Raw genomic sequence first — 25,127 nt, 5'->3', positions numbered from 1 at the left:
CGCGGTCATTCTTTGCCTGGCGCGGGAAAGCTCGGGTGGATGATGAAATCGGCGGACTTAGCTTTCTTGACCGTCGGTCAGAATGAGCTTCAGGCGATGGCCTATACCGATCCGCTGACCGGATTGGGAAACCGCAATCGCATGCGGGACAAAGTCTTGCAGATCTCTTCCGAGCGCGCCAGCGACCCGGCCCCCTTCACCATCGGCATCGCCAATCTCGATAGTTTCAAACCGATCAACGATCTTTTCGGCTCGGCCGCCGGCGATGAAATCCTGTGCCAGGTCGCCCATCGCCTCAGGGCCTGCATTCCCGATGGCGCGCTGGTCACCCGCCATGACGGAGATGAATTCGCCTTCGTGCTGCCGCTGATCTTCGAGCGGGCGAGTGCCGAGAAATTTGGCCAGATGATCCGCGAGGTGCTATCGGCACCCTATGATCTCGGCGACCGCAACGTTCGTCTCTCCGCCTCCCTCGGTTTTGCCATATATCCCTTTGCCGGAGAAGATTGCGAAGAACTGCTGAAGAGCGCTGAAACCGCGCTTTACCGCTCCAAACGGCGCGGCCGCGGCCAGGTCACCGTCTATTCGCGCGAGATCGCCCAGGAAATGAAGCGCGCGACGCAGCTGGAACAGGCGCTCAGAAATGCCATCATCTCCGACGCGATCGATGTGCATTTCCAGCCGATCGTCTCGCTCTCCAACAACCAGGTCGTCGGCTTCGAGGCGCTCGCCCGCTGGAACGATGCCGATCTCGGCTTCGTCTCGCCCGGTGTCTTCGTGCCGCTCGCCGAAGAGCGCGGTTTCATCGATGCGCTGTCGGAGGCCCTGCTGCGCAAAGCTGCCGAAGCAGCCCTATCCTGGCCGCGCGAACTCTTCCTGTCGTTCAATCTCTCCTCGGCCCAGCTGATGGATCCGGGCACCAGCGGCAGCATCCTGTCGATCCTCGGCCGCGTCGGCTTCGATCCGCATCGCCTGGAGCTTGAAATCACCGAGACCGCGGTGATGAGTTCGGCCGATACCGCCCACCGAATCATCGCCGATCTGCGCGCCGCCGGAGTGCGTATTTCGCTCGACGATTTCGGCACCGGCCAGTCGAGCCTCGGGCGCCTGCGCGATTTCATCTTCGATAAGATCAAGATTGATCGCGCCTTCGTCTCCCGCATCAATTCCGACCGCGCATCCGAACATATCATCAAGGCGATCTTGACCATGTGCGACGGCCTGGAACTGGAAGTGGTAGCTGAGGGCATTGAGGATTATGCCGAGGCGGTGAAGCTGCGCACTCTTGGCTGCGGCATGGGCCAGGGCTATCACTTCGGCCGTCCGGCGGATGGCATCGCTACGCTGCGCTTCCTGCACGAGAACTATTACGACCCGGCCATGGCGGAACGCGTCAGCGCATAAAACGACCGCACGGAAAAAAAACGATGGCGCCCCTAGGAGCACCATCGCCTACGCTATACTACCGCGCGTGGTTACGCGTGGTTTACTCGGCCCAGCCTACTTAGGAGTGGTCGAGCCGGTTGCCGTGGTGTCTGTGCCGGTCGCAGCGGGAGCCTTTTCGGCCGACTGCATGGCCAGCGTCTTGAACTCAGGTGCGGCCTTCAGCGATTCAGCCGTTTCACTGGTGGTCAGCTTGACGCTGCCGTCCTGGGTATTCTGAGCGACGGTGATCTTTTCCATCGGGACGGCGACGTTCTTTTCGCCGATACCGAGGAAGCCGCCGACACCGACGATCGCTGCAACGAAACCGCCATCCTTCTTGAGGATCAGGTCGTTGACGCTGCCGATGCTTTCATTGTTGCCATTATAGACCGACTGGCCAATATAGGTATTGGCGCTGACCTGGTCCGGAGCCTGCTCCGTGATGTAACCGGCCTGGGCCGTGTCTGCCGTCGGTGCTGCGGCGGGAGCCTGTGCGGCATCGCCTGCTGGCTTGGTGACATCAGGGTGATCGGCGGCTTCGGTGCTGCCGGATCGGCGGGAGCCGCCGTTGTCGGAGCAGCAGGATCGGCCGGCTGCGGGGTTGTCTGCGAGAATGCCGCCGGTGCGAAAGCCGTGGCAAACAGTGCGCCAGCGGCAACGGTCGTCAAGAGTTTGCGTGTCATTTCGAACCTACCTTCATTTCCCTAGAGTGGTCGTTGACCCGGCAAGGTCTGTGTCATTGCCGCGCCGGTTCGAAAGGAAAATGACTGGTGCGCCGATTGGTTCCGGTTGAAAACACGGAAAATTTCTCGATTCTCACGGAACTTTTATTGCGGAACCGCCACGAAAACGAGAAAAGGCGCCTCCGGTCGGAAGCGCCTCTGATTGTCACGGCAAGCTCTCCTCAGATCACATAAACCGGATCGAACACGCCTTTGACGTCGATGCCGAGTTCGAGCAGCGCGCCGGCGCTGGGCTGCGCCGAACGGGCGTCCTCGTCGAGGCCCTCCCAGGCGGTCGTCACCGCCAGCCGGTCGGCATTGACGCCGATGAAGGCGGGGCAGGAGGGCTGGACGGCGGGAACCTTGTAGCGCGAGATGCGCAAGCCATCGGGATTGTAGCGGTCGACGACCCCCGCACCCCAGCGCGAATTCCAGATGTAACCGTCGGCATCGACGACCGAGCCGTCGATGTCCCCGGGCTCATCGGCGCTGTCGACCAGCACAATCGGCTCGCCCGAGGGCAGGCCGGTATGCGGATCGACCATGACGCGCATCAACCGGTTGAGGCGGGAATCGGTATAATAGCCGATCGTGCCGTCAGGCGAGAAGCAGATCGAATTGGGGATGCTGATGCCGTTGAAGATCTTCGTCACTTTGCCGTGTGCGACATGATAGATGGCGCCGGCTTGGTTTTCCGCCCGCTTGCTCATCGTGCCGATCCAGAGCGCACCGGAAGGATGGGTGCGACCGTCGTTCGAACGGTTTTCCGGCCTGTCGTTTTCGAGCGCAGCGTAGAAGGTGAGGTTGCCGCTCGCTATATCGCGGACGAAGAGCCCTTCCTCCGTCGCGATCAACTGCCGTTTGGCGTCTATACGGGCAAGCACGCTCGCCATGGCAGGCAATGGATGCACCTTTTTCGCGCCCGTCGAGAGATTGAGTTCGTGCAGTTCCTTGCCGAGGATGTTGAACCACCAGACGATGTTGCTGTCCGGATCATAGGTCGGGCCTTCGCCGAGAACGGAATTGGTGTTGCAAAGGGTCTTGCCCTCGAACTCATAAATATCGGTCATAGGCTCACGCTCCCAATGGCTGCATCATAGGCGTAAATGGTCGCCTTGGCGCGGTCGGCAACCTCCGATGCGGTCATTCCCGGCTTGTAGAGGCTGGTGCCGAGGCCGAAGGCGAAGATGCCGGCCTTGGTATAATCGCCGAAATTCTTGTCCGACACGCCGCCGACGGCGGCAATCGTCAGTTCCGGCGGCAGGATCGCCCGGATCGCCGTGATGCCGGAAGGACCAAGCACGCTTGCCGGAAAGAATTTGAGACCGGTGGCGCCGGCACGCGCTGCGGCGAGCGCCTCTGTCGGCGTGAAGACGCCCGGCATCGTCACCATGCCGTATTGGCGCGCCCGGATGATCACCTCGGGCTCGACATTCGGCGTGACGAGCAGCGTGCCGCCGGCGGCATTCAGGTTGTCGACCGCCTCGACGGTCAACACCGTGCCGGCGCCAATCAGCACCTCGGCCGGCGCCATCTTGGCGGCGATCTCGATGGATTTGAACGGCTCCGGCGAGTTGAGCGGGATCTCGATCGCCGTCAGGCCATTGTCGATCAAGGCGCCGACCACGCTCTCGGTTTCGTCGGGCCGGATGCCGCGAAGGATGGCGATCAGCGGGCGTTTCATGTCGGGGAAGGGGATACGGTTCATCGTGTCGGCTTTCTCAATTCGGCCAGATGGCTTCGGCGGCGGCCGAAAGCCCGCGGCGCACAGCGGCGTCGGCATCTATGGCGGTGAAGGTCAGGGAGAGGGTTTTGAAGGCCTGTTCGTAGAGCGTCTGCAGGCGCCCGGAAGCGACCAGGGTGACGCCTGAGTTGGCCGCATCCTGCAGTGCGCCGGCGATTTCGAGGCCGATCAGCGTACCGGAGAGCCGGGCCTGCGCTGATGCGGCGGAGATCCCGTGCAGGAGCTGGCCCGAGCGGGCGGTAAAGAGCAGGTTGGAGGCAAGCGCGGGCCGCGCGAAAGCGGCCGAGACCGCCGCCTCGAAGGCTGCTGCATCGGCCGGCTGCTCGTCGGCGCCGGCGACGGCATGCGACAGGATCGTGTGTTTGCTGATGACGTCGAAAAGTTCGCCGGTCATGAAGGTCGAAAAACCGGCGACCTTGCCGTCGCTGACATGCACCCACTTCGAATGGGTTCCGGGCATGCAGACCGCCTGCGCGCCCGAGCTTGCGCTGCCGAGCGCGCCGAGAAGCTGGGTTTCCTCGCCGCGCATCACATCGGGCGTCGCCATATCCCGCTGGGCAAGGCCCGGCAGGATGCGGATGTCGCGGCTTTCGCCGCTCACGGAGACCGCTCCGGTGAGAATCGCGGCGAGCGGCGCCGGAACGTCGATATAACCCGCCTCGACCCAGCCCTGCCGTGCGCCGGCCATGCCGCAGACGATCACCGGCAGATTATCAGGCGCCTCGACAGCGGCGAGGTGGCCTGAAAGCACTTGGGAAAAGCCGGTCTTTGCAGCACTCGTCATGCCTTCGCCGCTGCGGCGCTCGGCAAGAATGCTGCCGTCCCTGGCGATCAGCCAGAGCCGGAAACTGCTGGTGCCCCAGTCCACCGCAACATAAGCGGGATGTGCCATTACAGAATGCCTCCATCGACAATCAGGGACTGGGCAGTCATTCCAGCCGCGCAGTCGGATGCAAGAAACAGGCAAGGACCGACAATCGCCTCGGGCTTGAGCGCGACCTTCAGGCACTGCTGCTCGACCGAGCGCGCAATGCTCTCTTCGGTCAGCCAGAGCTGCATCTGCCGTTCCGTGAGGACCATGCCGGGCAGGATGCAGTTGACGCGGATATTCTCCGGCCCGAGCCTGCCGGCCAAGCTCTTCGTCAGTCCGACGACCGCAGCCTTCGCCGCTGCATAGGAGGGAAAACCGCCCATGTTTAGTTTAAAGGCGATCGACGACATATTGATGATCGCACCGCCGCCGGCCGCCCGCATCGACGGTGCTGTTGCCTGGGAGGTGAAGAACACATGCTTCAGGTTGATCGCCTGATTATTGTCCCAATAGGCCTCGGTCACCGCGTCGAAATCATGACGGTCGTCCCAGGCGGCATTGTTGACCAGCACGCGGATCGGCCCTGAACTCGCAACAACGGTATCGACGGTGCGCCGGATCGCCTCGATGTCACGCAGGTCGGCATGGTGAAAGGAGACGGGATGAACCGTCTCTCGCGACAGGTTTTCGGCGAGCGCGCGGCCCGTGGCCTCGGCGATGTCGATGAAGGAGACCTTGGCCCCCTGGCGCGCGAAACCTTCGACGATCGCAGCACCGATGCCCGATCCGCCGCCGGTCACCAGCACGGTTCGGTCTTTGAACTCCGGAAATCGTGCTGGCATGACGTTGCCCTTTGAATCCCGCGATGTTCCATTATTTGGAACTATATTTGACTATATGGAATTATCAAATTATGCTGGCCTTCCTGTCAAGGGCGGATGAGACGATGACATTAAATAGCGATAGCATGGCGCAGACCCGCGAGACCGGCACGCTCGGCAAACTGATGGTTCTGCTCGATCTCGTCACCCATGCCGACGCGCCGCTGCGTTTCACCGACATCCTGGCGCTTGCCGGCCAACCGCGAGGCACCTTGCATCGCCAGCTCAGCCATCTGGTCGAGGAAGGGCTGCTTGAGTTTGAAGGCGACGGCCGTTATGCGCCGGGCCTGCGCCTGCTCGAGTTTGCCGCGCGCAGCTGGGCGCGCAACGAATTCCGCCTGATTGCCGAGCCGCACCTTGCCGATCTGCAGCAGGCAACCGGCGAAACCGTGCATCTCGGTGTTTTGAGGGGGCAGTCGATCATCTATCTCGACAAGGTCGACGGCCGCCAGCCGGTGCGCATGTATTCGCAGATAGGCAATGCCTCGCCCTGTTACTGCACCGGCGTCGGCAAGGCCGCCCTTTCGCTGCTTCCGGCCGATCTCCTCGCCGATCTTCTCGCTGGCCTAAGCTTTATCCGATTCACCGCCTCGACCCATCTCTCGGCTGAATCGCTGCTTGCCGAAATCCGCGAGATCGCCAACCAGGGCTATGCTTTCGACCGCGAGGAGCATGAGGCCGGCATCCGCTGTGTCGCCGCCCCCCTCTGGTCGCAGGATCGGACTTTTATTGGTGGCATCTCGATTACCGGCCCGGCCTACCGTCTGTCGATGGAACTTCTCAGCCAATGGGCCGTTCCAGTTCAGCTGGCGGCTGGGAGGATCATGGAAGACATGCGCATTCGGCTCGGCCCGCGCCGCTAAATGCGATCAGAGAGCATGCTTATGATGAGGGCGATATTGAGATTTGCCTGCGAATCACGACAACTGCAGATAGTCCGCGAAATCGATAACCACCCACCGGCCGACGCTGCACGCCGAGGCCGTTTCCATGTGATCCAGTCAGCGATCGTCATTCCCCGTTGCAATCGAGCCGGCCGCAGTGCCGAAGATGAAGAAATGTGATGGCACCCTTGTCGCAAACATCCCCGGAAGACGACGACTACATCAATGAAATAGCCGGCCTGAAGACCCAGTTCGACATTTTCCGGTTCCTGAAACGCGTGACGGAAGCCTATCGCAGCCGGGCCTTCATGGTTCTCAATCTGCCGCCGGTCACATCGCTGGATATCCAGGGCAGCACCGTCATCACCAGCTGGCCGGCCGAGCTTCTGGCGCTCTACGACCAGGAGAGTTTGCTGGTGAACAGCCCGGTTCTGAGGCGCTTGAGAACATCGGCGCGGCCCTTCCTTTACGACATGACGCGCGAGAACTGGTCGCGTGACGACGGCAAGTCGGTCCTCGTCGCCGCGCTGTTCGAACGTTTCAGGATGATGCGCGGCGCCTATTTTCCGACGCATGAGCCATCCGGCCTGCGCGGCGCCATCTCTTTCGCCGGCGACCGGGAGTCCTTCAGCCCGGCCGAGATGCGTGAACTCTGCTACATCGCCATCCACGTCTATGACAGGCTTGCCGAGATCCGCAACCTCGATACGCGCATCACCGAGACGCTGACCGATCGGGAAATTGATTGCCTCAACTGGACGGCAGCCGGCAAGACCAGTGCGGAAATCGCCGAAATCCTCACCCTCTCCGAGCACACGGTCAATCATTACCTCAACCGTGCCACCAAGAAGCTCGATACGGTCAACCGCACCCAGGCGGTCGCCAAGGCGCTGCGGATCGGCCTGATCAAATAAGATGCAAAAGGCTGGGCGGGCTTTCGCCGGGCGCCCAGTGCGTGGGCATATGCTGGCCGCTGGTGGCTGTCCTCATGCCGCGCTTGTGCCATTTGCGGCGATTCTCCGTCTGGCACGCTTTCTGCTTCTCTTTTGCCAGAGGCCCAGAGGGGACTTGGACCAGCGCCAGGGAAATGGCGCGGCCGGCATACCGCTGACCGACGCCGATGCCGCTTTTGCCAGGCGCCGGCGTCGGTGGCGGTTGTTGCGTTTTGGCACCGCTCGTTTCGCAGCTGTTTGCGATTCGCCCTTTTCCCGTCATTTTTCGCTGGCCTTTTTGTCGGCTTGCGCTAGTTCGCCCCGGATTGCGCCGGTTCTCGGGGAGACCGTTGCGGCCATCAGGGCGAAAGCCCAGCGGACTTGATGGCCGCAACGGATCGCCAGTTCTCTGCGGCGCTTTTTGCAAGCCGGCAAATCGATTTTCCCGCCGATGATTTTGTTTGGCGAAGGCGTCCGGCTCCACTATCTCTACTGCAAGATTTTAGGTGCTACAGCGTCCTTTGCGCGTCTTGAGAGACGTGCGGCGCAGTCGTGCGAGAAGAAGCAGTGAGGGTGGAATGACCGACGTTACCAAGGAACAGGTTCTCGAAACATTGAAGACCGTGCGTGGACCGGATCTCGAGCACGATATCGTTGCGCTCGGCATGGTGTCCGACGTCTTCATCTCCGACGGCAAGGTCTATTTCTCCATCACCGTTCCGGCTGAACGCGCCAGGGAGCTGGAGCCGCTGCGGCTCGCCGCCGAGCGCGTCATCAAGGAAATGCCGGGCGTCAAGGGTGCCCTTGTTACACTAACGGCGGACAAAAAGGCGGCCGCCGCCGCTCCCGCCTCCCGTCCAGCGCCGAACCCGCCCCATGGCCATGCCGGCCACGATCACGCCGGTCATGATCACGCCGGTCATGATCACAGGGGACACAACCACGGGGGCCCAGCGCACGCGCCGCAGCAACAGCCGTCGCGCGCCGGCAAGATCGGCGTCCCCGGCATCGGCGCCATTATCGCCGTCGCCTCGGGCAAGGGTGGGGTCGGCAAGTCGACCACCGCGGTCAACCTGGCGCTCGGCCTGCTCGCCAACGGTTTGCGCGTCGGCATCCTCGACGCCGACATCTATGGTCCCTCGATGCCGCGGCTGCTGAAGATATCCGGCCGCCCAACCCAGATCGATGGCCGGATCATCAATCCGATGGAGAATTACGGCCTTAAGGTCATGTCGATGGGCTTCCTCGTCGACGAGGAGACGGCGATGATCTGGCGCGGGCCGATGGTTCAGTCGGCGCTGTTGCAGATGCTGCGGGAAGTCGCCTGGGGTGAGCTCGATGTGCTGGTCGTCGACATGCCGCCCGGCACCGGCGACGCGCAGCTGACCATGGCCCAGCAGGTGCCGCTGGCTGGCGCCGTCATTGTTTCGACGCCGCAGGATCTGGCTCTGATCGATGCCCGCAAGGGCCTCAACATGTTCCGCAAGGTCGAGGTGCCGGTGCTCGGCATCGTCGAGAATATGAGCTATTTCATCGCGCCGGATACCGGCACCCGCTACGACATCTTCGGCCATGGCGGCGCCCGCAAGGAGGCCGAGCGCATCGGTGTGCCCTTTCTCGGCGAAGTGCCGCTGACGATGAATATCCGTGAAACCTCCGACGCCGGCACGCCGCTCGTCGCCTCCGAGCCGAACGGTATCGTCGCCGGCATCTATCGCGGCATTGCTGCCAAGGTCTGGGAGCAGGTCGGTGGCCAGCCGCAGCGTCCTGCCCCGGCGATCGTCTTCGAATAAGATCTGTCATCGGCAACGGTTCGGCATTCCGAGCGACACTCTTGGTGGCCGAATCATGTCCGCCAGTACCCCAAATTGTGGGGGAAGCGTGGTGAAAAGCCGCGCTTCACGGAAGATGTCTTGATTATTTCACGGCTTTGCTGCATATGCCGCGGCGCCATGATGGCATTTGCTGCAGATGCTCAATGACGGCCGTCCTCGTTTGGAAGATCTCGGCCCGCCTGCAAGTTCGGAGTAGTCTTGTCGATCGAAGGATTGGTCGCTGCGATGCGGTGGAGCACAATGTGCATGCCGGCCTTCGAGGTTGGATGCAGCCGGAGTTGTATGAACTTTTTTGATCCGCTTCCGTTGGGACCCGGGACGAGCGACCCTCGCTTTGCCGCGCTGGCCGCCGCATGGAAAGGCTGCCGGTGATCACCGCTTACTGTTCCAATTGCAGGTCGGTCGAGATCCGCGATCTGTCGCATGCCGGATCCTTCCCCGAGGATGTCGTATGGATCGACATGATCGAGCCGAGCCGCGACGAGGAACTCTATGTTGAGAGGGTTCTCGGCATCGAGGTTCCGACCCGGGACGACCTCAAGGATATCGAGCCCTCCGCCCGTCTCTATGTCGAAAACGACGCCGTTTTCATGACTGCCTCGCTGCTCTGGAAGGCGGAGACCGACGCGCCGACGCTGACCGATGTCGCTTTCATCCTGGCCGGAAACCGGCTGGTCACCATCCGATACGCCCATCCCAAATCCTTTGCGCTGTTCATCGCCGCCCTTCACCGTCTGCCGGAAAACTGGCGCAGCGGCGCTGCCCTTCTCGCCAAGCTGTTGGAAACGATCGTCGACCGCACCGCCGAGATCCTCGAGGTCTCCATCTCGCGCCTCGACATCTTGTCGATGCACGTCTTCGGCGACCGGGCGAAGAAGACGCGCAAGCCTTCGAACTATCTCGAGGAGAAGCTGCGCGATATCGCCGGCTATCACCGGATGATCAGCAAGGTGCGCGACAGCCTCGGGTCGCTGTCCCGCCTGCTGACCTTCTTGCACACGATCCCGGCGGTCCAGCAGGACCGCGAGACGAAGGACCTCTGCCGCACTGTCTCGCGTGATATCCAATCGCTGTCGGAGCATGCCGCCTTCGTTGCTGGCAACATCACCTTCCTGCTTGACGCTTCGCTCGGTCTGATCAACATCGAGCAGAATTCGATCATCAAGATCTTTTCGATTGCCTCCGTGGTGTTCCTGCCGCCGACATTGGTCGCCTCCATCTATGGTATGAATTTTCAGGTCATGCCGGAGTTGGCCTGGGCCGCAGGTTATCCCTATTCGCTGGCCCTGATGGTGATATCCGCCGTCGTCCCGTTTTTCTTTTTCCGCTGGAAAGGCTGGCTCTGAGGAGCCTGTTGCAACTTCATGTCCGCAGAGAGCCATCCGAACGAATCCCAGATGACGCCGAAGAAGCTGTTCTATCTCACGCTCGGTTCCGTCGGCGTCGTCTACGGCGATATTGGCACCAGCCCGCTCTACGCCTTTCGCGAGGCGCTGAAACCTGTTGCCCATGACGGCCTCACCCGTTTCGAGGTCATTAGCCTGATCTCGCTGATGATCTGGGCGCTGACCATCATCGTCACCATCAAATATGTGCTGTTTTTGCTGCGCGCCGACAATGAGGGCGAGGGCGGCACGCTGTCGCTGCTTGCTCTTCTGATGAAGACCGCCAACGGCCATACCGCCATACTGATGCTGCTCGGCCTGATGGGCGCTGCCCTCTTCCTCGGCGATGCGATGATCACGCCGGCGCTGTCGGTGCTCTCGGCCGTCGAGGGCCTGAAGCTCGTCACCCCGACCCTCTCTGAATATATCGTGCCGATCTCGGTGGTGATCCTGGCGCTGCTCTTCGTCGTGCAATCGCGCGGCACCGGCGCGGTCGCGAAATTCTTCGGCCCGATCACCGCCGTCTGGTTCCTCGTCATGGCTGCCGCCGGCATTTCCCATATTTCGGATGATTTCGGCATCCTTGCCGCCTTCAATCCCTATTATGCCGTCAGCTTCCTGCTGCATGAGGGCTTTTACGGCGTCGTCGTGCTCGGCGCCGTCTTCCTGACGGTGACGGGCGCCGAGGCGCTCTATGCCGATCTCGGCCATTTCGGCCGGCGTCCGATCCAGTGGGCCTGGTTCCTGCTGGTCTTTCCGGCGCTGACGCTGAACTATCTCGGGCAGGGCGCTCTCGTTCTCGGCAATCCCTCGACGATGTCCGATCCCTTCTATCTAATGTATCCGAAATGGGCGCTGCTGCCGGTCGTCATCCTGGCGACTGCCGCGACGATCATCGCCAGCCAGGCGGTCATCACCGGCGCTTTCTCGATGGTGCGCCAGGGCATCAACCTCGGCTTCCTGCCGCGCATGGAAATCCTCTTCACCTCGGAAACCAATACCGGGCAGATCTTCGTTCCCTCGGTCAATGCCGTGCTGTTCATCGGCGTCATCTTCCTGGTCCTGAGTTTCAAGACCTCGGACGCGCTGGCGACCGCCTATGGCATCTCGGTCACCGGTGCCATGGTCGTCACCTCGATCATGGCCTTCGAATTCGTTCGCGCCCGGTGGAACTGGTCGCTTCCGGTTGCGGTGATCGCGCTCGCGCCGCTGGTCGTGCTCGAACTGATCTTCCTCGGTGCCAACCTTTTGAAGATCCACGACGGCGGCTACATCCCGATCCTGATCGCCACCGCCTTTACCGTCGTCATGTGGACCTGGCGCCGCGGCACTGCGATCCTGATGGAAAAGACCCGCCACACCGATATTCCGCTTCCCTCCTTCGTCAGCTCGATCGAGCGCAAGAGCGAACATTCGCCGGCCCAGGTTCCGGGCACCGCGATCTTCCTGACCAGCGATCCGGAATCGGCCCCCGCCGCCTTGCTGCATAATCTCAAGCACAATCATGTGCTGCACGACCGCAACGTCATCCTGACGATCCGCACCGTCAACAAGCCGCGTGTCCCGAGCCAGGACCGCTACAAGGTCGAGCAGATTTCCGAGCGCTTCTCCCGCGTCGAGCTGCTGTTCGGCTTCATGGAATCCCAAAATGTCTCGCAGGCGCTGGCGACGCTGCGCAAAACCGGCCTGAAGTTCGACATCATGTCGACCTCCTTCTATCTCGGCCGCCGCAAGCTGGTGCCGGATGCCAAGTCGGGCATGCCCTACTGGCAGGACCGGCTCTACATCGCGCTTGCCAACGCCGCCGCCAACCCCTCGGACTACTTCCGCCTGCCGGCCAACCGCGTGGTGGAACTGGGCTCGCACGTCATTATTTGATGTGTGCGGACGCGATTGCTGACGGGGGTGGCCGCGCTTTGATGGCCCTTCCGCCATCTCAATCTCCGTCATGCTCGGCCTTGGGCCGAGCATCCACACCCCACCCACCAGCAGCTGTGGCATGGGTCCTCGGCTCAAGGCCGAGGACGACGGAGATTGAGGATGCGTTCCTGCTGAACTCGCCCTCCGATGCCACATCAATAGGTATAGGGGCAGGGGGGGCATAGCCGCTCCGTGTGGCGAAAATATCAGCCACATTAGAACATTGCAAAACTGGCATGGTCACATTCCGGCACGCCTCGTTAACCGGGCGTCAAGGTTAATGCGGGATTTATTATGGAATGTTCCCGCGTCCCATGCCCGGAGTTTGTGTTGCGTCGAAAGAGCTCTTCCCGTAGCAAGCTGCGTCTTCTTCCCGAGAATTGGGTGTCGCCCGCAATCTTCGGGCTCGCCGGCTGGCTGATCTTCCCGAGTGTCGCATCTCATGCCGATCTCGCCGCCATGCTGGCCGGTCTCGACCGGGAGGGGGAGAACTGGCGCATGGTGCTGACCAATTCGCCGGCCGGCTCCATCCATCAGGCTGAACTTGCCTTCGCCGATCCGGCGGTGACGGGTTCGATCTCCTCAGGCGCCGGCATGGTGCTTCCCGATGGTCGCAAGGTTGCCTTTAACGCCAAGGACAAGGGCCACGAGGACACGCCGGACGAGGATCGCGTCAACCGCGGCACCAAGAAAGGCCGCGTCGTCGCCGTCGAGAAGATGCAGCCGCCGAAGGATTTTTCGGCCGGCTCGATCCTCGAACGCACGAAGCTGCTCTTCACCCCGAACTTCGATCTCAAGGAGCGGTCGGCTTTCGTCAAGCCGAAGATCCAGGGCAAGGAAATCGAGATCGCCACTTCTTTCTATAAGAAGCAGCCGGTGGTGATCGATAGTGGCGTGCCGGCAATGCTCGCGAGCCTCGTCACAAGCGACAAGGCCGATGTGCTGGCCACAGCCTATGGGCCGGCGGCACCCGACTATTCCCGACAGTCGCCCTTTGATTCGATCCTGACCGATCAGGACAGCGGACGCTTCGTTCCGGAGATCGGTCCGCGCGACCATGCCTGGGCCGCCAGCATATTGTCGCCGAGCGTCTTTTCCGCCCGCGAGCAGCAATGCTTGGCCTCGGGCATCTATTTCGAGGCGCGCGGAGAATCGGTGAAGGGCCAGGCGGCCGTCGCCCAGGTCATCTTGAACCGCGTCCGCAACCCGTCCTATCCGAAAACCATTTGCGGCGTCGTCTACCAGAACGAGGATTGGCGCAACCGCTGCCAGTTTTCCTTCGCTTGTGACAGCATCAAGGACAGGGTGAACTCGCAATATCACTGGCGGATGGCCCGCGATGTGGCGATGGCGGTGACATCAGGCAAGATCTGGCTGCCGCAGGTGGGCTCGGCGACGCATTACCATGCCGTCTATGTCCGGCCGAAATGGGCAAAGACAATGGAAAAGGTCGGCCGCATCGGTCTTCACGTCTTCTATCGCACCTACGGCGGCGGCTGGAGCTGAGATACATCGCTCGGGCAAGGCGATTTCCGTGGCTTAAAAGCGGATTCTTTCCATCGAATTTAAGAGATCGACCCAAAATCGCCTTATCTCTTTGATTCGACAAAATTATTTTCTGGCTGGACAGAAGCTGTCTACGCCTTGACTATACCAATCCCTAAAACTATGTTGCGCGCGACTTCAGAACGGGCCGGAAGGGTCTCAACCTTCGCGTCCGGGGTCCGAATGACCGGGGTAGCGGGAGTGCGGGCGACGGGCAGGCGAGGAGAGATCCATGGCGGATGACCGCGAGGAAAGTCTTGAGAAGCGCCGCGCGCAACTGGAAGCGAAACTCGCGTCCAAGCGCGCTGAGGCGGGAGTGGAACATGCAAGCGAGGCCCAAGCCGAGGTAAGCCGCAAAGGTTATGCCCAGGCGATGAAGCTTTCCAGCGAGTTCATTGCCGCGATCATCGTCGGTGCCGTTCTTGGCTATGTTCTCGACCGTTTTGTTGGCACGGCGCCCTGGGGGATGATTGTTCTTCTGCTTCTCGGATTCTGTGCCGGCGTTCTGAACGTGCTGCGTTCTGCGGGGGTGGTGGCCCATCCTCTGGATGACGACAAGAAATAAGGACCGGTTCCCGGTCCAGTGCAATGACCCCGCGTCCTGCGGGCCAAAGAGAGAGAACAAGCGGTGTCCAACGATCCGACTCATCAGTTCCAGATCTTCAAGATTGTGCCGATCGAAATCGGCGGAATTGATTTTTCGTTCACCAACGCATCGCTCTTCATGGCAGCTTCCGCTGCCGTGGCTGTAGGCTTCCTCTATTTCGCGACCTCGAACCGCGCCATCGTACCGGGCCGTTCGCAGTCGATCGCGGAAATGTCTTATGAATTCATCGCCAACATGCTGAAGGAAGGCGCCGGCAAGCAGGGAATGAAGTTCTTCCCGCTGGTCTTCTCGCTCTTCATGTTCGTTCTGACGGCGAACCTGCTCGGCATGTTCCCGTATTTCTTCACGATCACCAGCCAGATCATCGTCACCTTCGCGCTGGCGATCCTCGTCATCGGCACGGTTCTCGTCTACGGCTTCTATAAGCACGGGTTCCACTTCCTGAATGTTTTCGTGCCCTCGGGTGTGCCCGGCATATTGCTGCCGCTGGTCGTCTCGATCGAAATCATTTCCTTCCTGTCCCGTCCGATTTCGCTCTCCGTTCGTCTTTTCGCCAACATGCTCGCCGGTCACATCACGCTGAAGGTGTTCGCAGGCTTCGTCGCCTCGCTTGGAGCCCTCGGTGCAGTCGGTGTCGGCGGCGCAGTTCTTCCCCTCATCATGACCGTCGCCCTGACCGGTCTCGAGTTCCTCGTCGCCTTCCTTCAGGCTTACGTCTTTGCGGTGCTGACTTGCATGTACCTCAACGACGCAATCCATCCGGGCGGGCACTAAGGATAACGACAACGACGTCTCCAGGGCGTCAGTCATTCGCCGCAACAACCATTTCAAAGGAGTTCAACATGGAAGCGGAAGCAGCAAAGTACATCGGTGCAGGCCTGGCTTGCTTTGGTATGGCCGGTACGGCTCTCGGCCTCGGCAATATTTTCGGCAGCTACCTCTCCGGCGCACTGCGCAATCCGTCTGCCGCTGACAGCCAGTTCGGCCGTCTGGTATTCGGCTTCGCCGTTACGGAAGCTCTGGGCATCTTCTCGCTGCTCGTCGCTCTCCTCCTCCTCTTCGCCGTCTGATATCGGCGAATAGATGGATCACGGCCTGCCACCGCAAGCCGTGATCCTTTGCATTTGCAGTCCACCTGGAGGTGAGAATGTTTTTTGTGACCCCGGCTTACGCTGAAGAAGCACCGGCGGCAGCGACGGGTACGGATGCGCATGCCGCTCCGGCCGCAGGCGAGGTCCATACCGAGACCGGTGTTGCCGAAGGCGAACACGCCCGCGGCCCGTTCCCGCCTTTCGATTCGACGACTTACGCATCCCAGCTGCTGTGGCTGGTGATCACGTTCGGCGTCTTCTATTTGCTCATGCAAAAGGTCATCGCGCCGCGCATCGGGGCTATCCTCGATCAGCGCCACACGCGCCTCTCCCAGGATCTGGAAGAAGCCGGCCGCCTAAAGGCGGAAGCTGACGCCGCCGTCCAGACCTATGAAGGTGAACTGGCTGCTGCCCGCGCCAAGTCGAATGCGATCGGCGCTGCTGCACGCGATGCCGCCAAGCTCAAGGCCGAAGAGGATCGCCGCGCTGTCGAGGCGAGCCTGTCGGAAAAGATCAAGGCTGCTGAGGTCCGTATCGCCGACATCAAGGCGAAGGCCTTCGCCGACGTCGGCACCATTGCCGAGGAAACAGCGGCTGCCGTGGTCGATCAGCTGATCGGCGGCACAGCCGCCAAGGCCGATGTCGCCGCCGCCGTCGCGGCCGCCAAGAAGGAGGCTTGATCGATGGAATTTCACTTTGATGCGACTTTCTTCGCCTTTGTCGGCCTCGTCCTGTTCCTGGCGCTGGTCGTCTACCTGAAGGTTCCGGGCATGATGGCACGGTCGCTCGACGACCGCGCCGACCAGATCCGCAACGAATTGGCTGAAGCCAAGCGCCTGCGCGAGGAGGCCCAGCATCTGCTCGCCGAATACCAGCGCAAGCGCAAGGAAGCGGAAGCTGAAGCGGCCCACATCGTTGCCGCTGCCGAGCGTGAAGCCGAAATGCTGACCGCCGAGGCGAAGAAGAAGACGGAAGAATTCGTCACCAACCGCACGGCGCTTTCCGAGCAGAAGATCAAGCAGGCCGAGGCCGAGGCGATGAAGGCGGTCCGTTCCGCCGCGGTCGATCTGGCGATCGCCGCTGCAGAAACGGTTCTCGCCAAGCAGGCCGACGCCAAGGTTCAGTCCGAACTCTTCGGCAATGCTGTTGGCCAGGTCAAGACACGGCTCAACTGAGCGGTATCAAATGGAATAAGCAAAGGCCGGGCATGTCCCGGCCTTTTCTTTGTGGATAGGGCTTGTGCTTTGCGCGTGCGGCGCCTTCATCCGCCGATCTGCCCCTCATCCGCCTGCCGGCACCTTCGCCCCGCAAGCGGAGAGAAGGAACAAACCCGATGGGCGGCAGATCGGCGGTCAAAAGACCCAAGGCGCTTTTCTTTGGGCCGACTATTCCGAAATCAGCTCGTCCATCTCAGGCCCGTTCTCGCCCTTGCGCAGCGGCCGGAAACTCATCCGGTGCAGCGGGCAGGGGCCGAGCTTCTCGATGCCGGCGCGGTGCTGCGCGGTGCCGTAGCCGACATGGGCGGCAAAGCCGTAATCGGGAAACACATTGTGCGCCCGCGCCATCATCCGGTCGCGCGTCACCTTGGCGACGATCGAGGCGGCGGCGATCGAGACCGAACGGGCATCACCCTTGACCACCGCCTGTCCGGGGCAGTCGAGGCCGGGCGGCACGTCGAGCCCGTCTGTCAGCACGTAGCTTGCTGGAATGGCGAGGCTGCAGATCGCGCGGCGCATGGCGTCGAGGCTCGCCTTGCGAATGTCAGTCTCGTCGATGCGCGTCGAGCTGGAGGAGGCGATGGAGACGGTGGCGGTCGCCAGGATCTGCACGAACAATTCCTCGCGCCGTTGCGCCGAAAGCTGCTTGGAATCGTTCAGTCCGTCCGGGATGCGCTTCGGATCGAGGATGACGGCGGCAGCAACGACGGGCCCGGCCAGCGGCCCGCGGCCCGCCTCGTCGGCGCCGGCGACCGGCCAGTGCCCGGCCTTGCGGGCTTTGAGTTCCAGCCGGAAGTCCGGCACGAGGGGAACCGCTTGGAAAAGCTCGGGAGAATCGGGTGGCGTGCGAGGTTTCATGCGGCTGAACCTCGCACGCCAACCCGATTGCCCGCAAGTCCCCGATCAGGGCGGCGGTCGGGGACCGGGACCGGCGGATGGTGGCGGTCAGTGCCATCCGCGGGAATTGCGCTCGGGGCTCGAAAACAGGGCGGTTTTTCTGAACAGCCGATGCGCAAGCTACAAGCAATTCCAGGAAAAGTGCAAAGCGGTTTTCCGTCCGGAATTGCGTAAAAGGCAGAAGCAATTCCAGGAAAAGTGCAAAGCGGTTTTCCGTCCGGAATTGCGTAAGAACAAAGCTAAAGCAGTGACAGCTGCACGCCGCTGCCGTCCGGCGGCACGAACAGATCGTCGCGCAGCGGCATGCCGCGTCGCGTCAGGCCGAAGCGTCTGGCGGCCATTTCAAAACGCCGGGCGATCTGCCAGGCATAGGGACCGGCGCCCTTCATGCGCTTGCCGAATTCGGCATCATAATCCTTGCCGCCGCGCATCGAGCGCACTAGCGACATTACATGCCGGTAGCGATCGGGATAATGCTGCAGCAGCCAGTCGCGGAAGAGCGGGCTAACCTCGAGCGGCAGTCTCAAGATGACATAGCTCGCCTCGGCGGCGCCGGCAGCCTTGGCCGATTCGAGAATGCGCTCCAGCTCGTGATCGTTCAACGCCGGGATCAGCGGGGCGGCCATCACAGCCGTCTGGATGCCTGCTTCCGACAGCGTGTGAATGGTCTCCAGCCGGCGCGGCGGCGTGGCGGCGCGCGGCTCCATCGTCCGGGCAAGCTTGCGGTCGAGGGTGGTTACCGAGATGCCGACGCGCACCAGGTTCTTCGCCGCCATCTCCTGCAGAATGTCGAGATCGCGCAGGATCATCGCCGATTTGGTGACGATCGATACCGGGTGGTTCGCCTTGTTCAGGACCTCGAGAAGACCGCGCATGACGCGCCATTCCTTTTCGATCGGCTGATAGGGGTCCGTATTGGTGCCGATCGCGATCGCCCGCACCTTGTAGCCCGGCTTTGCAAGTTCCCGCTCCAGCAGCTTTGCCGCATCCGGCTTGGCGAAGAGCTTCGTCTCGAAATCGAGCCCGGCGGAAAGCCCCATATAGGCGTGCGTCGGCCGGGCGAAACAATAGATGCAGCCATGCTCGCAGCCGCGATAGGGGTTGATCGAGCGGTCGAAGGCAATGTCGGGCGATTCATTGCGGGTAATGGCAGTTCGCGGCTTCTCGATCTGCACGTCCGTCTTGAACGGAGGCAGCTCTTCCAAGGTCTGCCAGCCATCGTCGAAGGTCTCGCGCTGCAGCGCCTCAAACCTGCCGGTTGGGTTCAGTCCCGCCCCGCGCCCACGCCGCCGGTCGACCTCGATCCTCAGACCGGATGACACGATCATCGCATCGGCAATATCTGCCGTATTGGCAGGCGCGAATGCGGCCTGCCCTGCCAGGGACTGCTCTCTCATCGGATTCTCCCGCGGCAAAAGCCATCGCTTCCGCCCGTTTTGATGATTAAATTCCTATCCGTAAAACAAGAACAATGCAAGAACAAAATGCGGAAAACGCCGCTGGCAATAATTTGTGCGGCGCATTATGAATGGGCAATGTTGACGGTTGTTCTCGAATGTCAGGATCAGGAAGCTGAGCTGGCGCAGACTTTATCGGTATTGGTGGCAGGCGCGGTGGAGGGGATCGTCAGCGATGTGGTCGTGCTCGATCACGGCTCGCGCGACGGTACCTCGCGGGTCGCCGACGCCGCCGGCTGCCGCTTTTATTCGCAGTGGGATATCAATGACATCGTCCGATCCGCCCGCGGCGAATGGCTGCTCTTCGTCGAACCGGGCGCACGACCTCAGGCCGGCTGGATCGATGAGATCGCCGAATATATCGCGCTGAACAAACTGCCGGCCCGCTTCACCGCTTCGCGCGGCTATCGACGGCCGTTCTTTCAGCGTATTGGCCGCGCCGCGCCGCCGCTGGAGCTTGGTTTGCTGATGCCGAAGGGCCAGGCGCTTGCGGTGGCCAAAAGCGGCATGCGACTTGCCGAATTCGCCCAGGGCCAGAAGCCGCGCAAGCTTTCCAGCGAACTGATTCCCGCCTGGGTCGCCCGGGCTGCACGCTGAGCGGTTTTCACTCTCCGTTATTCCAAAGCTTGATCCAAGGCTTGGTTGGCGCCGAAAGCTGCCCCTCACCCTAACCCTCTCCCCGTGAAAACGGGTAGAGGGGACGTGCCCTGCGAAAGGATAGCGGGGGACGGAGAGGTCGCGGCTACCCCCGTTCGCCCGGCGAGCGGGAGAAGGTGGCGGCAGCCGGATGAGGGGCTGATCTCGCTGTATAGCGCGTTAGTGGTCGCACTCCCCACCATCGCGCAAAACATGGCGCCCAATAGGATTTCGCGCTATAATTCTCCCATGGCGCCGCCGAAGCGCCTCGCTTCGTAACGGATGGCCATGGAATGCCGGTGGACGGCAGAACAGGTCGGCGACAATCTCCTCTTCTGCCGGGTTCCCGGCGAAAGGAGGTGCGTCATGGTACGCGGTATGATTTACGGCCTGCTGGCCGTCATATTGCCGATATCGCTGATCGCGCATCCGCATCCGGCAGCATCGCAGACGATGCTCAGTTGCGCAGGCCGATCCGAGGTCGTCAATTTCCTCGACAGGAATTTCGCTGAAAAGCTGACAGCGGTCGGACTGGTCAACGAGAACGCCGTTCTCGAGGTCTATGCCGCCAAAAGCGGCACCTGGACGCTCGTGGTCACGGATGTTCACGGCATAAGCTGCATTCTGCTGTCTGGTGACAGCTGGGAAACGATGCCCGCTCTGCCCGGCCTTGCCACATAGCGAATTCTATTTGGTCGCGCCGCGTTTCAGGTGCTCGTCCAGACGCGGCATGATCTCGACGAAATTGCACGGCATGTTGCGATAGTCGAGCTGCCCTTTCAGAATGCCGTCCCAGGCATCCCGGCAGGCGCCGGGCGAGCCGGGCAGCGCAAAGATGAAGGTGGCGTTGGCAACGCCTGCCGTGGCACGCGACTGGATCGTCGCCGTGCCGATCTTGTCGTAGGAAATACGGTGGAAGACGGCTGAAAAGCCGTCCATGCGCTTTTCGAACAAGGGCTCCAGCGCCTCGGGCGTCACATCGCGGCCGGTAAAGCCGGTGCCGCCTGAGGTGATGACGACGTCGATTTCGTCCCGCTCGGTCCAGGCTTTGACCGTTGCTGCGATTTTCTCGCGATCATCGGGCACGATCGCCCGGTCGACCAGCCTGTGGCCCGCCTCGCTGATTCGCGCCGCCAGCGTGTCGCCCGACTTGTCCGTCTCCGGCGTGCGCGTATCCGAGACGGTGAGAACCGCGATGCCGACGGCTATGAAGGGCCGCTTGTCGTCCAGACCTGCCATCACATGCCTCCCGATATCGTTTCCGTCGCCTGGAAATACCAGTCCGGCCGCGTGCCGTGAAGGGCCGTAGCCGCCTCTTGCGCCTCAACCATGCTCGCAAAGATCCCGAAACAGGTGGCGCCGGAACCGGACATACGGGTCAAAAGCGCACCGCGGCCCTGCAGCATCGCCGAGATCACCGCAATCTCCGGCACGAGCTGGCGCGCCGGCGGCTCCAGGTCGTTGCGGGCAGCACCGATCATTGCCAGCCAGCCGGCACTCCCAGTAAGCCCCGAAGCCAGGTTTAAAGAAGGGTTGTTCTTTGTCGCCAGCCGGCGGAACACCTCGGGCGTCGAGACACCCTTCAGCGGATTGGCGAGCACCATGGCAAAGGCCGGCAGATCAGGCACGGCCTCGATCTGTTCACCAATGCCGCGGGCAATCAGCGGCCGGCTTTCAACGCACATCGGCACGTCGGCGCCGAGCCTCAGCGCCAGGGCGGCAAGCGCCTCCGCCGGCAGGCTCATGCCCCAGAGCCGCATCAGTCCGCGCAGCGTCGCCGCCGCGTCGGCCGAGCCGCCGCCGATGCCGGAGGCAACAGGCAGGTTCTTTTCGAGGTGGATATGGACGGGAAAGGCGAGGACGCCGACCGCCTCCCTCAAAAGATCGCGTGCCCGCAGCACCAGATTGGTGCCGCTGTCGCCGGCAAGCGTTTCGCCGAAGCGGCCCGATAGGGTGAAGGCGTCGGCCTTCGCAGGCAGGAAGCCCAGCCGGTCGCCGCAATCTGCGAAGGTCACCAGCATATCGAGCAGATGATAGCCATCTGCCCGCTGGCCTGTCACATGCAAAGCGAGGTTGATCTTCGCGCGCGCCTCTTCGGTGACGCCGAAAGCCTCGGCAAAGCCCTTCTCAGGCATGCTTGCCGCCCGTCAGGATTTCTTGTCGGCCGGCGGCGGGGTGACAGGTGCGGGGTCCGGCTGCTTCTTGTCGGCCGCCTTGGCATCGTCGCTTGCCGGAGGCAGACCGTTGGCGACCTTGTCCTTGATCTTCGGGATTTCGGCGGCCTCGGGCTCGGAAGCGAGCGCCCGGTTCCACTGATAGACGGCCTCGAGCTTGCGGCCGACGCGCCAGTAGGCGTCGCCGAGATGGTCGTTGATCGTCGCGTCGCCGGCCTTGATCTGGGCTGCCCGCTCCAGCTCGTCGACGGCATCGTCGAAGCGGTTGAGCCGGAAGTAGGCCCAGCCGAGCGAATCGATGATGTAGCCGTCGTCGGGGCGAAGGTCGACGGCCTTCTTGATCATGCCGAGACCTTCGTCGAGGTTGCGGTTCATGTCGATCCAGGAATAGCCGAGATAGTTCAGCACTTGCGGCTGGTCGGGATTGAGCTCCAGCGCCTTGCGGAAGTTCGGCTCCGCCTGGTCCCACTTCTTCAGCCGCTCATAGGCGATGCCGCGCTGGAAGAAGACGCTCCAATTGGGGCGGCCGGGGAAGGGGCCGATCGCTTCGACCGCCTTGTCGTAATTGGCGGCCATCGCCTCGTAGTCCTTGGCGTCGGAGAGCACGCTGCCGTAAGCGAGGTAGCTGCGGATATCCTTCGGGTCGGAGGCGATCAGCGCCTGCAGATGCTTGCGCGCCTCGTCCACCTTGCCGCCCTGGGCAAGGGCAAGGCCGAGCTGGAGCTCGGAGATGCGCCGCATCGGCGAATTTTCCGGCACCTTCTTGTAGAGCGCGATGGCGCGGTCCATCTGGTTCTGCTTCTCGGCGATGCCGCCGAGAAGTACCAGCGTATCGGCGCTGTTCGGGTCGAGCGCATTGGCGGTCTGCAGGTAAAGCGAAACGATGTCCTCAGCGCCGTCGCGGTTCAGCGCGCCGCCGACCGAAAACAGCACGCCGGCAGCGCCTTCTTCGGCCGTCTTGACCTGCTGTTCCTGCTTCTCGTCCTTTTCGATACTGTCGCGCAGCGCGTTCAGCGGCGCGTAGTTCGGCAGCAGGTTGTCGCCGACGGATACGGCGTCGAGCGCCTTCTGCTTATTGCCTTGTGAAGCTTCGAGGCGGGCGAGCGCCATCACCGCGCGCATGAAGGTGTCGGGCGCCGTCGCACCCCCTTCCTTGTCGAGCACGGCGTCGTTCAGATGCTTCCGGGCCGATTTTACGTCGCCGGTGGCGATGGCGATCGCCCCGGCATTGTAATTCTGGAAAATGCCGACCCAGTCCGGTCCCTTCATCTTCTCGACCATGGCGAGCGCTTCCTTGCCGCGGCCCGCGCCGACGCGAGCCCAGGCGAGCAGCAGGTCGTTCATCATCCGGTCGAGGTCGTTCGGCCCCTTATATTTGAGGATGGCCTCGGCGGTCTTGTAGTCGTCACGGCGCACGGCATCCATGCCGCGCACGATCGTGGTGATGCGCTCGACGGAAGGATCGCCCTTCAGGTCGTTGGCATATTTGACGCCTTCCTTAATGTCGCCGTTGAGCAGCAGCGAGATCATCAGCCGCTGGCGAATCTCCGGATTGCCGGGCTCGATCTGCAGCGCCTTCTTGTAGAGTTCGATCGCCGTTGCATAGTCGTGATCGACATCGGCCGTGCGCGCCGCGAGGAAGGCGCCGGAGAAAGTGGTAACGCTATCGGCATCGAAGCTATCGGTCTTCTCCACATCGCCCGGCTTGGCCGCATCCTCGGCACTTACGCCGCCGACACCGCCCAGCGAAAGGACAGCGGCAAGCGCTGCACTCGTAAGAAGACGGATGGCAAATCTCTGCCGCATTAGGAAACCTTTCTTCGACAGCGTCCGACAATGGCGCCGGTCGCAAAAACCAGTGGTGCTCACTGATTCATAACAGGATGGCTTTTTTGAAGCGGCGCCGCAAGAAATTCAGCCTGCGATCAAGGACGTTTGATCAATTGACGCGCTCGATGCAGAAGTCGATCACTTCCATCAGGGAGGATTTCCATACCGTATCGGGAAGCGGCGCAAGGGCGTCCCTGGCGATCGTGCCATAATGGATCGCCCGGCCGATGGTGTCGCTGAGCGTGCCATATTTGGTAATCAGCCCCAGCGCTTTTTCGAGATTGGCGTCGGTGCTGTTGCCGGCTTCGATTGCGTCGCGCCAGAAGGCGCGCTCATCCTCGGTCCCACGGCGATAGGCGAGGATAACCGGCAAAGTGATCTTGCCTTCACGGAAATCGTCGCCGACATTCTTGCCGAGATCGGCGGCCTTGCCGCCGTAATCGAGCGCATCGTCGACCAGCTGGAAGGCCAGCCCCAGATTCATGCCGTAGGATTTCAGCGCGTTGCGGCCGGATTTGCCGGCCTCGGCGACGATCGGCCCGACTTCGGCGGCGGCGGCAAAGAGCGCCGCCGTTTTGGCCCGGATGACCGAAAGATAATCGTCCTCCGTCGTCTCCATGTTCTTGGCGACGGAAAGCTGCAGCACCTCACCTTCGGCAATGATGCAGGCGGCGGAAGACAAGACGTCGAGCGCATCGAGCGAGCCGACATCGACCATCATGCGGAAGGCCTGGCCAAGCAGAAAGTCGCCGACCAGTACGCTCGCCTGGTTGCCCCAGATCATCCGCGCCGTCGATTTGCCGCGCCGCAGGTCGCTTTCGTCGACGACGTCGTCATGCAGCAGCGTGGCGGTGTGCATGAACTCGACCGAGGTGGCGAGCTTGACGTGGTTTTCGCCGCGGTAGTCGAACAGCGAGGCTGAGGCCAGCGTCAGCATCGGCCGCAGCCGCTTGCCGCCGGATGAGATCAGATGGTTCGCCACTTCCGGGATCATCTGCACGTCGGAGCCGGCCTTCGACAGAATGAGCTGGTTCACCCGCTCCATATCCGCCCTGGTGAGATCGACCAATGGCTTGATGGATGCCAGTTTGTTTTTGCTTTCTTCAAGCGGTATGACCACGCCCAACGACCCGG

Annotated in this window: 25 protein-coding genes and 1 pseudogene; 14 read left to right on the top strand and 12 right to left on the bottom strand. The window is 62.0% G+C overall.

Annotated features, from left to right (window positions below; genetic code table 11):
* Positions 1–39: 39 nt before the first annotated feature.
* Positions 40–1,404 (top strand): putative bifunctional diguanylate cyclase/phosphodiesterase, encoded by a 1,365-nt coding sequence (locus FFM81_RS16740; RefSeq protein WP_003570025.1) that lies wholly within the window; start codon positions 40–42, stop codon positions 1,402–1,404.
* Between the two features lie 96 nt (positions 1,405–1,500).
* Here FFM81_RS16740 and FFM81_RS16735 read toward each other — a convergent pair.
* The 5 genes and pseudogenes from FFM81_RS16735 to FFM81_RS16715 all read right to left on the bottom strand — a co-directional run bounded on the left by FFM81_RS16735 (position 1,501) and on the right by FFM81_RS16715 (position 5,544).
* Positions 1,501–2,108, bottom strand: a pseudogene (locus tag FFM81_RS16735) (PRC-barrel domain-containing protein).
* A 221-nt stretch (positions 2,109–2,329) separates the two neighbouring features.
* Entirely contained in the window at positions 2,330–3,217 is an 888-nt protein-coding gene (locus tag FFM81_RS16730; RefSeq protein WP_138385081.1) for an SMP-30/gluconolactonase/LRE family protein, read from the bottom strand.
* Entirely contained in the window at positions 3,214–3,855 is a 642-nt protein-coding gene (locus FFM81_RS16725; protein ID WP_025415445.1) for a 2-dehydro-3-deoxy-6-phosphogalactonate aldolase, read from the bottom strand. The genes FFM81_RS16730 and FFM81_RS16725 overlap by 4 nt, the downstream gene beginning before the upstream one ends.
* 13 nt (positions 3,856–3,868) lie before the next feature.
* Positions 3,869–4,783 carry a 2-dehydro-3-deoxygalactonokinase gene (locus FFM81_RS16720; RefSeq protein WP_138385082.1) on the bottom strand — a complete coding sequence of 305 codons (915 nt, stop codon included), beginning with the start codon at positions 4,781–4,783 and terminating at the stop codon, positions 3,869–3,871.
* Positions 4,783–5,544 (bottom strand): SDR family NAD(P)-dependent oxidoreductase, encoded by a 762-nt coding sequence (locus tag FFM81_RS16715; RefSeq protein WP_138385083.1) that lies wholly within the window; start codon positions 5,542–5,544, stop codon positions 4,783–4,785. The genes FFM81_RS16720 and FFM81_RS16715 overlap by 1 nt, the downstream gene beginning before the upstream one ends.
* A 104-nt stretch (positions 5,545–5,648) precedes the next feature.
* Between FFM81_RS16715 and FFM81_RS16710 the strand changes: the two genes are divergently transcribed.
* Positions 5,649–6,446 carry an IclR family transcriptional regulator gene (locus tag FFM81_RS16710; RefSeq protein ID WP_025415448.1) on the top strand — a complete coding sequence of 266 codons (798 nt, stop codon included), beginning with the start codon at positions 5,649–5,651 and terminating at the stop codon, positions 6,444–6,446.
* Between the two features lie 200 nt (positions 6,447–6,646).
* The gene (locus FFM81_RS16705; RefSeq protein ID WP_003570013.1) at positions 6,647–7,381 is read left to right on the top strand and encodes a LuxR family transcriptional regulator; all 735 of its coding nucleotides are present in this window, start codon (positions 6,647–6,649) and stop codon (positions 7,379–7,381) included.
* Here FFM81_RS16705 and FFM81_RS16700 read toward each other — a convergent pair.
* The gene (locus FFM81_RS16700) at positions 7,374–7,883 is read right to left on the bottom strand and encodes a hypothetical protein (protein ID WP_165779380.1); all 510 of its coding nucleotides are present in this window, start codon (positions 7,881–7,883) and stop codon (positions 7,374–7,376) included. The two genes, FFM81_RS16705 and FFM81_RS16700, sit on opposite strands and share 8 nt — an antisense overlap.
* A 94-nt stretch (positions 7,884–7,977) precedes the next feature.
* On the opposite strand from FFM81_RS16700, the gene FFM81_RS16695 reads away from it, so the two are divergent.
* The 9 genes from FFM81_RS16695 to FFM81_RS16655 all read left to right on the top strand — a co-directional run bounded on the left by FFM81_RS16695 (position 7,978) and on the right by FFM81_RS16655 (position 16,957).
* Positions 7,978–9,192: an Mrp/NBP35 family ATP-binding protein gene (locus FFM81_RS16695; RefSeq protein ID WP_003570009.1), complete on the top strand. Its 1,215-nt coding sequence runs from the start codon at positions 7,978–7,980 to the stop codon at positions 9,190–9,192.
* Positions 9,193–9,602: 410 nt separating this feature from the next.
* Positions 9,603–10,580, top strand: coding sequence for a magnesium transporter CorA family protein (locus FFM81_RS16690; RefSeq protein ID WP_025415451.1), 978 nt, complete (start codon positions 9,603–9,605; stop codon positions 10,578–10,580).
* An 18-nt stretch (positions 10,581–10,598) separates the two neighbouring features.
* Positions 10,599–12,497: a potassium transporter Kup gene (locus FFM81_RS16685; protein ID WP_003570004.1), complete on the top strand. Its 1,899-nt coding sequence runs from the start codon at positions 10,599–10,601 to the stop codon at positions 12,495–12,497.
* A 336-nt stretch (positions 12,498–12,833) separates the two neighbouring features.
* Positions 12,834–14,045, top strand: coding sequence for a cell wall hydrolase (locus tag FFM81_RS16680; protein WP_138385084.1), 1,212 nt, complete (start codon positions 12,834–12,836; stop codon positions 14,043–14,045).
* 271 nt (positions 14,046–14,316) lie between these two features.
* Positions 14,317–14,649, top strand: a complete 333-nt coding sequence (locus FFM81_RS16675; protein ID WP_138385085.1) for an AtpZ/AtpI family protein — start codon at positions 14,317–14,319, stop codon at positions 14,647–14,649.
* Between the two features lie 63 nt (positions 14,650–14,712).
* Complete coding sequence (locus FFM81_RS16670; protein WP_003569999.1) at positions 14,713–15,465, top strand: F0F1 ATP synthase subunit A; 753 nt, start codon at positions 14,713–14,715, stop codon at positions 15,463–15,465.
* A gap of 68 nt (positions 15,466–15,533) precedes the next feature.
* Positions 15,534–15,761 carry a F0F1 ATP synthase subunit C gene (locus FFM81_RS16665; protein WP_003545854.1) on the top strand — a complete coding sequence of 76 codons (228 nt, stop codon included), beginning with the start codon at positions 15,534–15,536 and terminating at the stop codon, positions 15,759–15,761.
* 77 nt (positions 15,762–15,838) lie between these two features.
* On the top strand, positions 15,839–16,462 hold the full coding sequence (locus FFM81_RS16660; protein ID WP_003569997.1) for a F0F1 ATP synthase subunit B: 624 nt from the start codon (positions 15,839–15,841) through the stop codon (positions 16,460–16,462).
* 3 nt (positions 16,463–16,465) lie between these two features.
* The gene (locus tag FFM81_RS16655; RefSeq protein ID WP_003569995.1) at positions 16,466–16,957 is read left to right on the top strand and encodes a F0F1 ATP synthase subunit B; all 492 of its coding nucleotides are present in this window, start codon (positions 16,466–16,468) and stop codon (positions 16,955–16,957) included.
* Positions 16,958–17,167: 210 nt separating this feature from the next.
* Here the strand turns inward: FFM81_RS16655 and FFM81_RS16650 are convergent, their stop codons facing one another.
* Positions 17,168–17,857: a ribonuclease HII gene (locus FFM81_RS16650; protein WP_003569993.1), complete on the bottom strand. Its 690-nt coding sequence runs from the start codon at positions 17,855–17,857 to the stop codon at positions 17,168–17,170.
* A 278-nt stretch (positions 17,858–18,135) separates the two neighbouring features.
* Positions 18,136–19,293: a PA0069 family radical SAM protein gene (locus FFM81_RS16645; RefSeq protein ID WP_003569991.1), complete on the bottom strand. Its 1,158-nt coding sequence runs from the start codon at positions 19,291–19,293 to the stop codon at positions 18,136–18,138.
* Positions 19,294–19,431: 138 nt separating this feature from the next.
* Here FFM81_RS16645 and FFM81_RS16640 point away from each other — a divergent pair, with 138 nt between their 5' ends.
* Positions 19,432–19,950, top strand: coding sequence for a glycosyltransferase family 2 protein (locus FFM81_RS16640; protein WP_025415453.1), 519 nt, complete (start codon positions 19,432–19,434; stop codon positions 19,948–19,950).
* Between the two features lie 405 nt (positions 19,951–20,355).
* Positions 20,356–20,670 carry a hypothetical protein gene (locus FFM81_RS16635; RefSeq protein ID WP_003569987.1) on the top strand — a complete coding sequence of 105 codons (315 nt, stop codon included), beginning with the start codon at positions 20,356–20,358 and terminating at the stop codon, positions 20,668–20,670.
* Positions 20,671–20,676: 6 nt separating this feature from the next.
* Here the strand turns inward: FFM81_RS16635 and moaB are convergent, their stop codons facing one another.
* The 4 genes from moaB to FFM81_RS16615 all read right to left on the bottom strand — a co-directional run bounded on the left by moaB (position 20,677) and on the right by FFM81_RS16615 (position 25,119).
* A complete protein-coding gene (gene moaB, locus FFM81_RS16630) occupies positions 20,677–21,228 on the bottom strand; it encodes a molybdenum cofactor biosynthesis protein B (protein WP_003569985.1) in 552 nt (183 codons plus the stop codon).
* Positions 21,228–22,124, bottom strand: a complete 897-nt coding sequence (locus tag FFM81_RS16625) for a 4-(cytidine 5'-diphospho)-2-C-methyl-D-erythritol kinase (RefSeq protein ID WP_003569983.1) — start codon at positions 22,122–22,124, stop codon at positions 21,228–21,230. The genes moaB and FFM81_RS16625 overlap by 1 nt, the downstream gene beginning before the upstream one ends.
* Positions 22,125–22,136: 12 nt before the next feature.
* Positions 22,137–23,969, bottom strand: a complete 1,833-nt coding sequence (locus FFM81_RS16620) for a tetratricopeptide repeat protein (RefSeq protein WP_003569982.1) — start codon at positions 23,967–23,969, stop codon at positions 22,137–22,139.
* Between the two features lie 133 nt (positions 23,970–24,102).
* On the bottom strand, positions 24,103–25,119 hold the full coding sequence (locus FFM81_RS16615) for a polyprenyl synthetase family protein (protein ID WP_003569980.1): 1,017 nt from the start codon (positions 25,117–25,119) through the stop codon (positions 24,103–24,105).
* Positions 25,120–25,127: the final 8 nt, after the last annotated feature.

This window comes from Rhizobium hidalgonense, assembly GCF_005862185.2.
In the GTDB taxonomy this organism is placed as follows: Bacteria; Pseudomonadota; Alphaproteobacteria; order Rhizobiales; family Rhizobiaceae; genus Rhizobium; species Rhizobium hidalgonense.
The sequence above is the reverse complement of the archived record's forward strand: the minus strand, read 5'-3'. Positions and strand labels throughout refer to the sequence as shown.

Bases quoted from the DNA above. Each gene is read 5' to 3' on its own strand.
- FFM81_RS16620 (WP_003569982.1), bottom strand. From the start codon at position 23,969: ATGCGGCAGAGATTTGCCATCCGTCTTCTTACGAGTGCAGCGCTTGCC.
- FFM81_RS16640 (WP_025415453.1), top strand. From the start codon at position 19,432: ATGTTGACGGTTGTTCTCGAATGTCAGGATCAGGAAGCTGAGCTGGCG.
- FFM81_RS16675 (WP_138385085.1), top strand. From the start codon at position 14,317: ATGGCGGATGACCGCGAGGAAAGTCTTGAGAAGCGCCGCGCGCAACTG.
- FFM81_RS16680 (WP_138385084.1), top strand. From the start codon at position 12,834: ATGGAATGTTCCCGCGTCCCATGCCCGGAGTTTGTGTTGCGTCGAAAG.
- FFM81_RS16650 (WP_003569993.1), bottom strand. From the start codon at position 17,857: ATGAAACCTCGCACGCCACCCGATTCTCCCGAGCTTTTCCAAGCGGTT.
- FFM81_RS16725 (WP_025415445.1), bottom strand. From the start codon at position 3,855: ATGAACCGTATCCCCTTCCCCGACATGAAACGCCCGCTGATCGCCATC.
- moaB (WP_003569985.1), bottom strand. From the start codon at position 21,228: ATGGCAGGTCTGGACGACAAGCGGCCCTTCATAGCCGTCGGCATCGCG.
- FFM81_RS16635 (WP_003569987.1), top strand. From the start codon at position 20,356: ATGGTACGCGGTATGATTTACGGCCTGCTGGCCGTCATATTGCCGATA.
- FFM81_RS16710 (WP_025415448.1), top strand. From the start codon at position 5,649: ATGACATTAAATAGCGATAGCATGGCGCAGACCCGCGAGACCGGCACG.
- FFM81_RS16685 (WP_003570004.1), top strand. From the start codon at position 10,599: ATGTCCGCAGAGAGCCATCCGAACGAATCCCAGATGACGCCGAAGAAG.
- FFM81_RS16660 (WP_003569997.1), top strand. From the start codon at position 15,839: ATGTTTTTTGTGACCCCGGCTTACGCTGAAGAAGCACCGGCGGCAGCG.
- FFM81_RS16720 (WP_138385082.1), bottom strand. From the start codon at position 4,783: ATGGCACATCCCGCTTATGTTGCGGTGGACTGGGGCACCAGCAGTTTC.
- FFM81_RS16655 (WP_003569995.1), top strand. From the start codon at position 16,466: ATGGAATTTCACTTTGATGCGACTTTCTTCGCCTTTGTCGGCCTCGTC.
- FFM81_RS16645 (WP_003569991.1), bottom strand. From the start codon at position 19,293: ATGAGAGAGCAGTCCCTGGCAGGGCAGGCCGCATTCGCGCCTGCCAAT.
- FFM81_RS16625 (WP_003569983.1), bottom strand. From the start codon at position 22,124: ATGCCTGAGAAGGGCTTTGCCGAGGCTTTCGGCGTCACCGAAGAGGCG.
- FFM81_RS16695 (WP_003570009.1), top strand. From the start codon at position 7,978: ATGACCGACGTTACCAAGGAACAGGTTCTCGAAACATTGAAGACCGTG.
- FFM81_RS16665 (WP_003545854.1), top strand. From the start codon at position 15,534: ATGGAAGCGGAAGCAGCAAAGTACATCGGTGCAGGCCTGGCTTGCTTT.
- FFM81_RS16730 (WP_138385081.1), bottom strand. From the start codon at position 3,217: ATGACCGATATTTATGAGTTCGAGGGCAAGACCCTTTGCAACACCAAT.
- FFM81_RS16740 (WP_003570025.1), top strand. From the start codon at position 40: ATGATGAAATCGGCGGACTTAGCTTTCTTGACCGTCGGTCAGAATGAG.
- FFM81_RS16715 (WP_138385083.1), bottom strand. From the start codon at position 5,544: ATGCCAGCACGATTTCCGGAGTTCAAAGACCGAACCGTGCTGGTGACC.
- FFM81_RS16705 (WP_003570013.1), top strand. From the start codon at position 6,647: ATGGCACCCTTGTCGCAAACATCCCCGGAAGACGACGACTACATCAAT.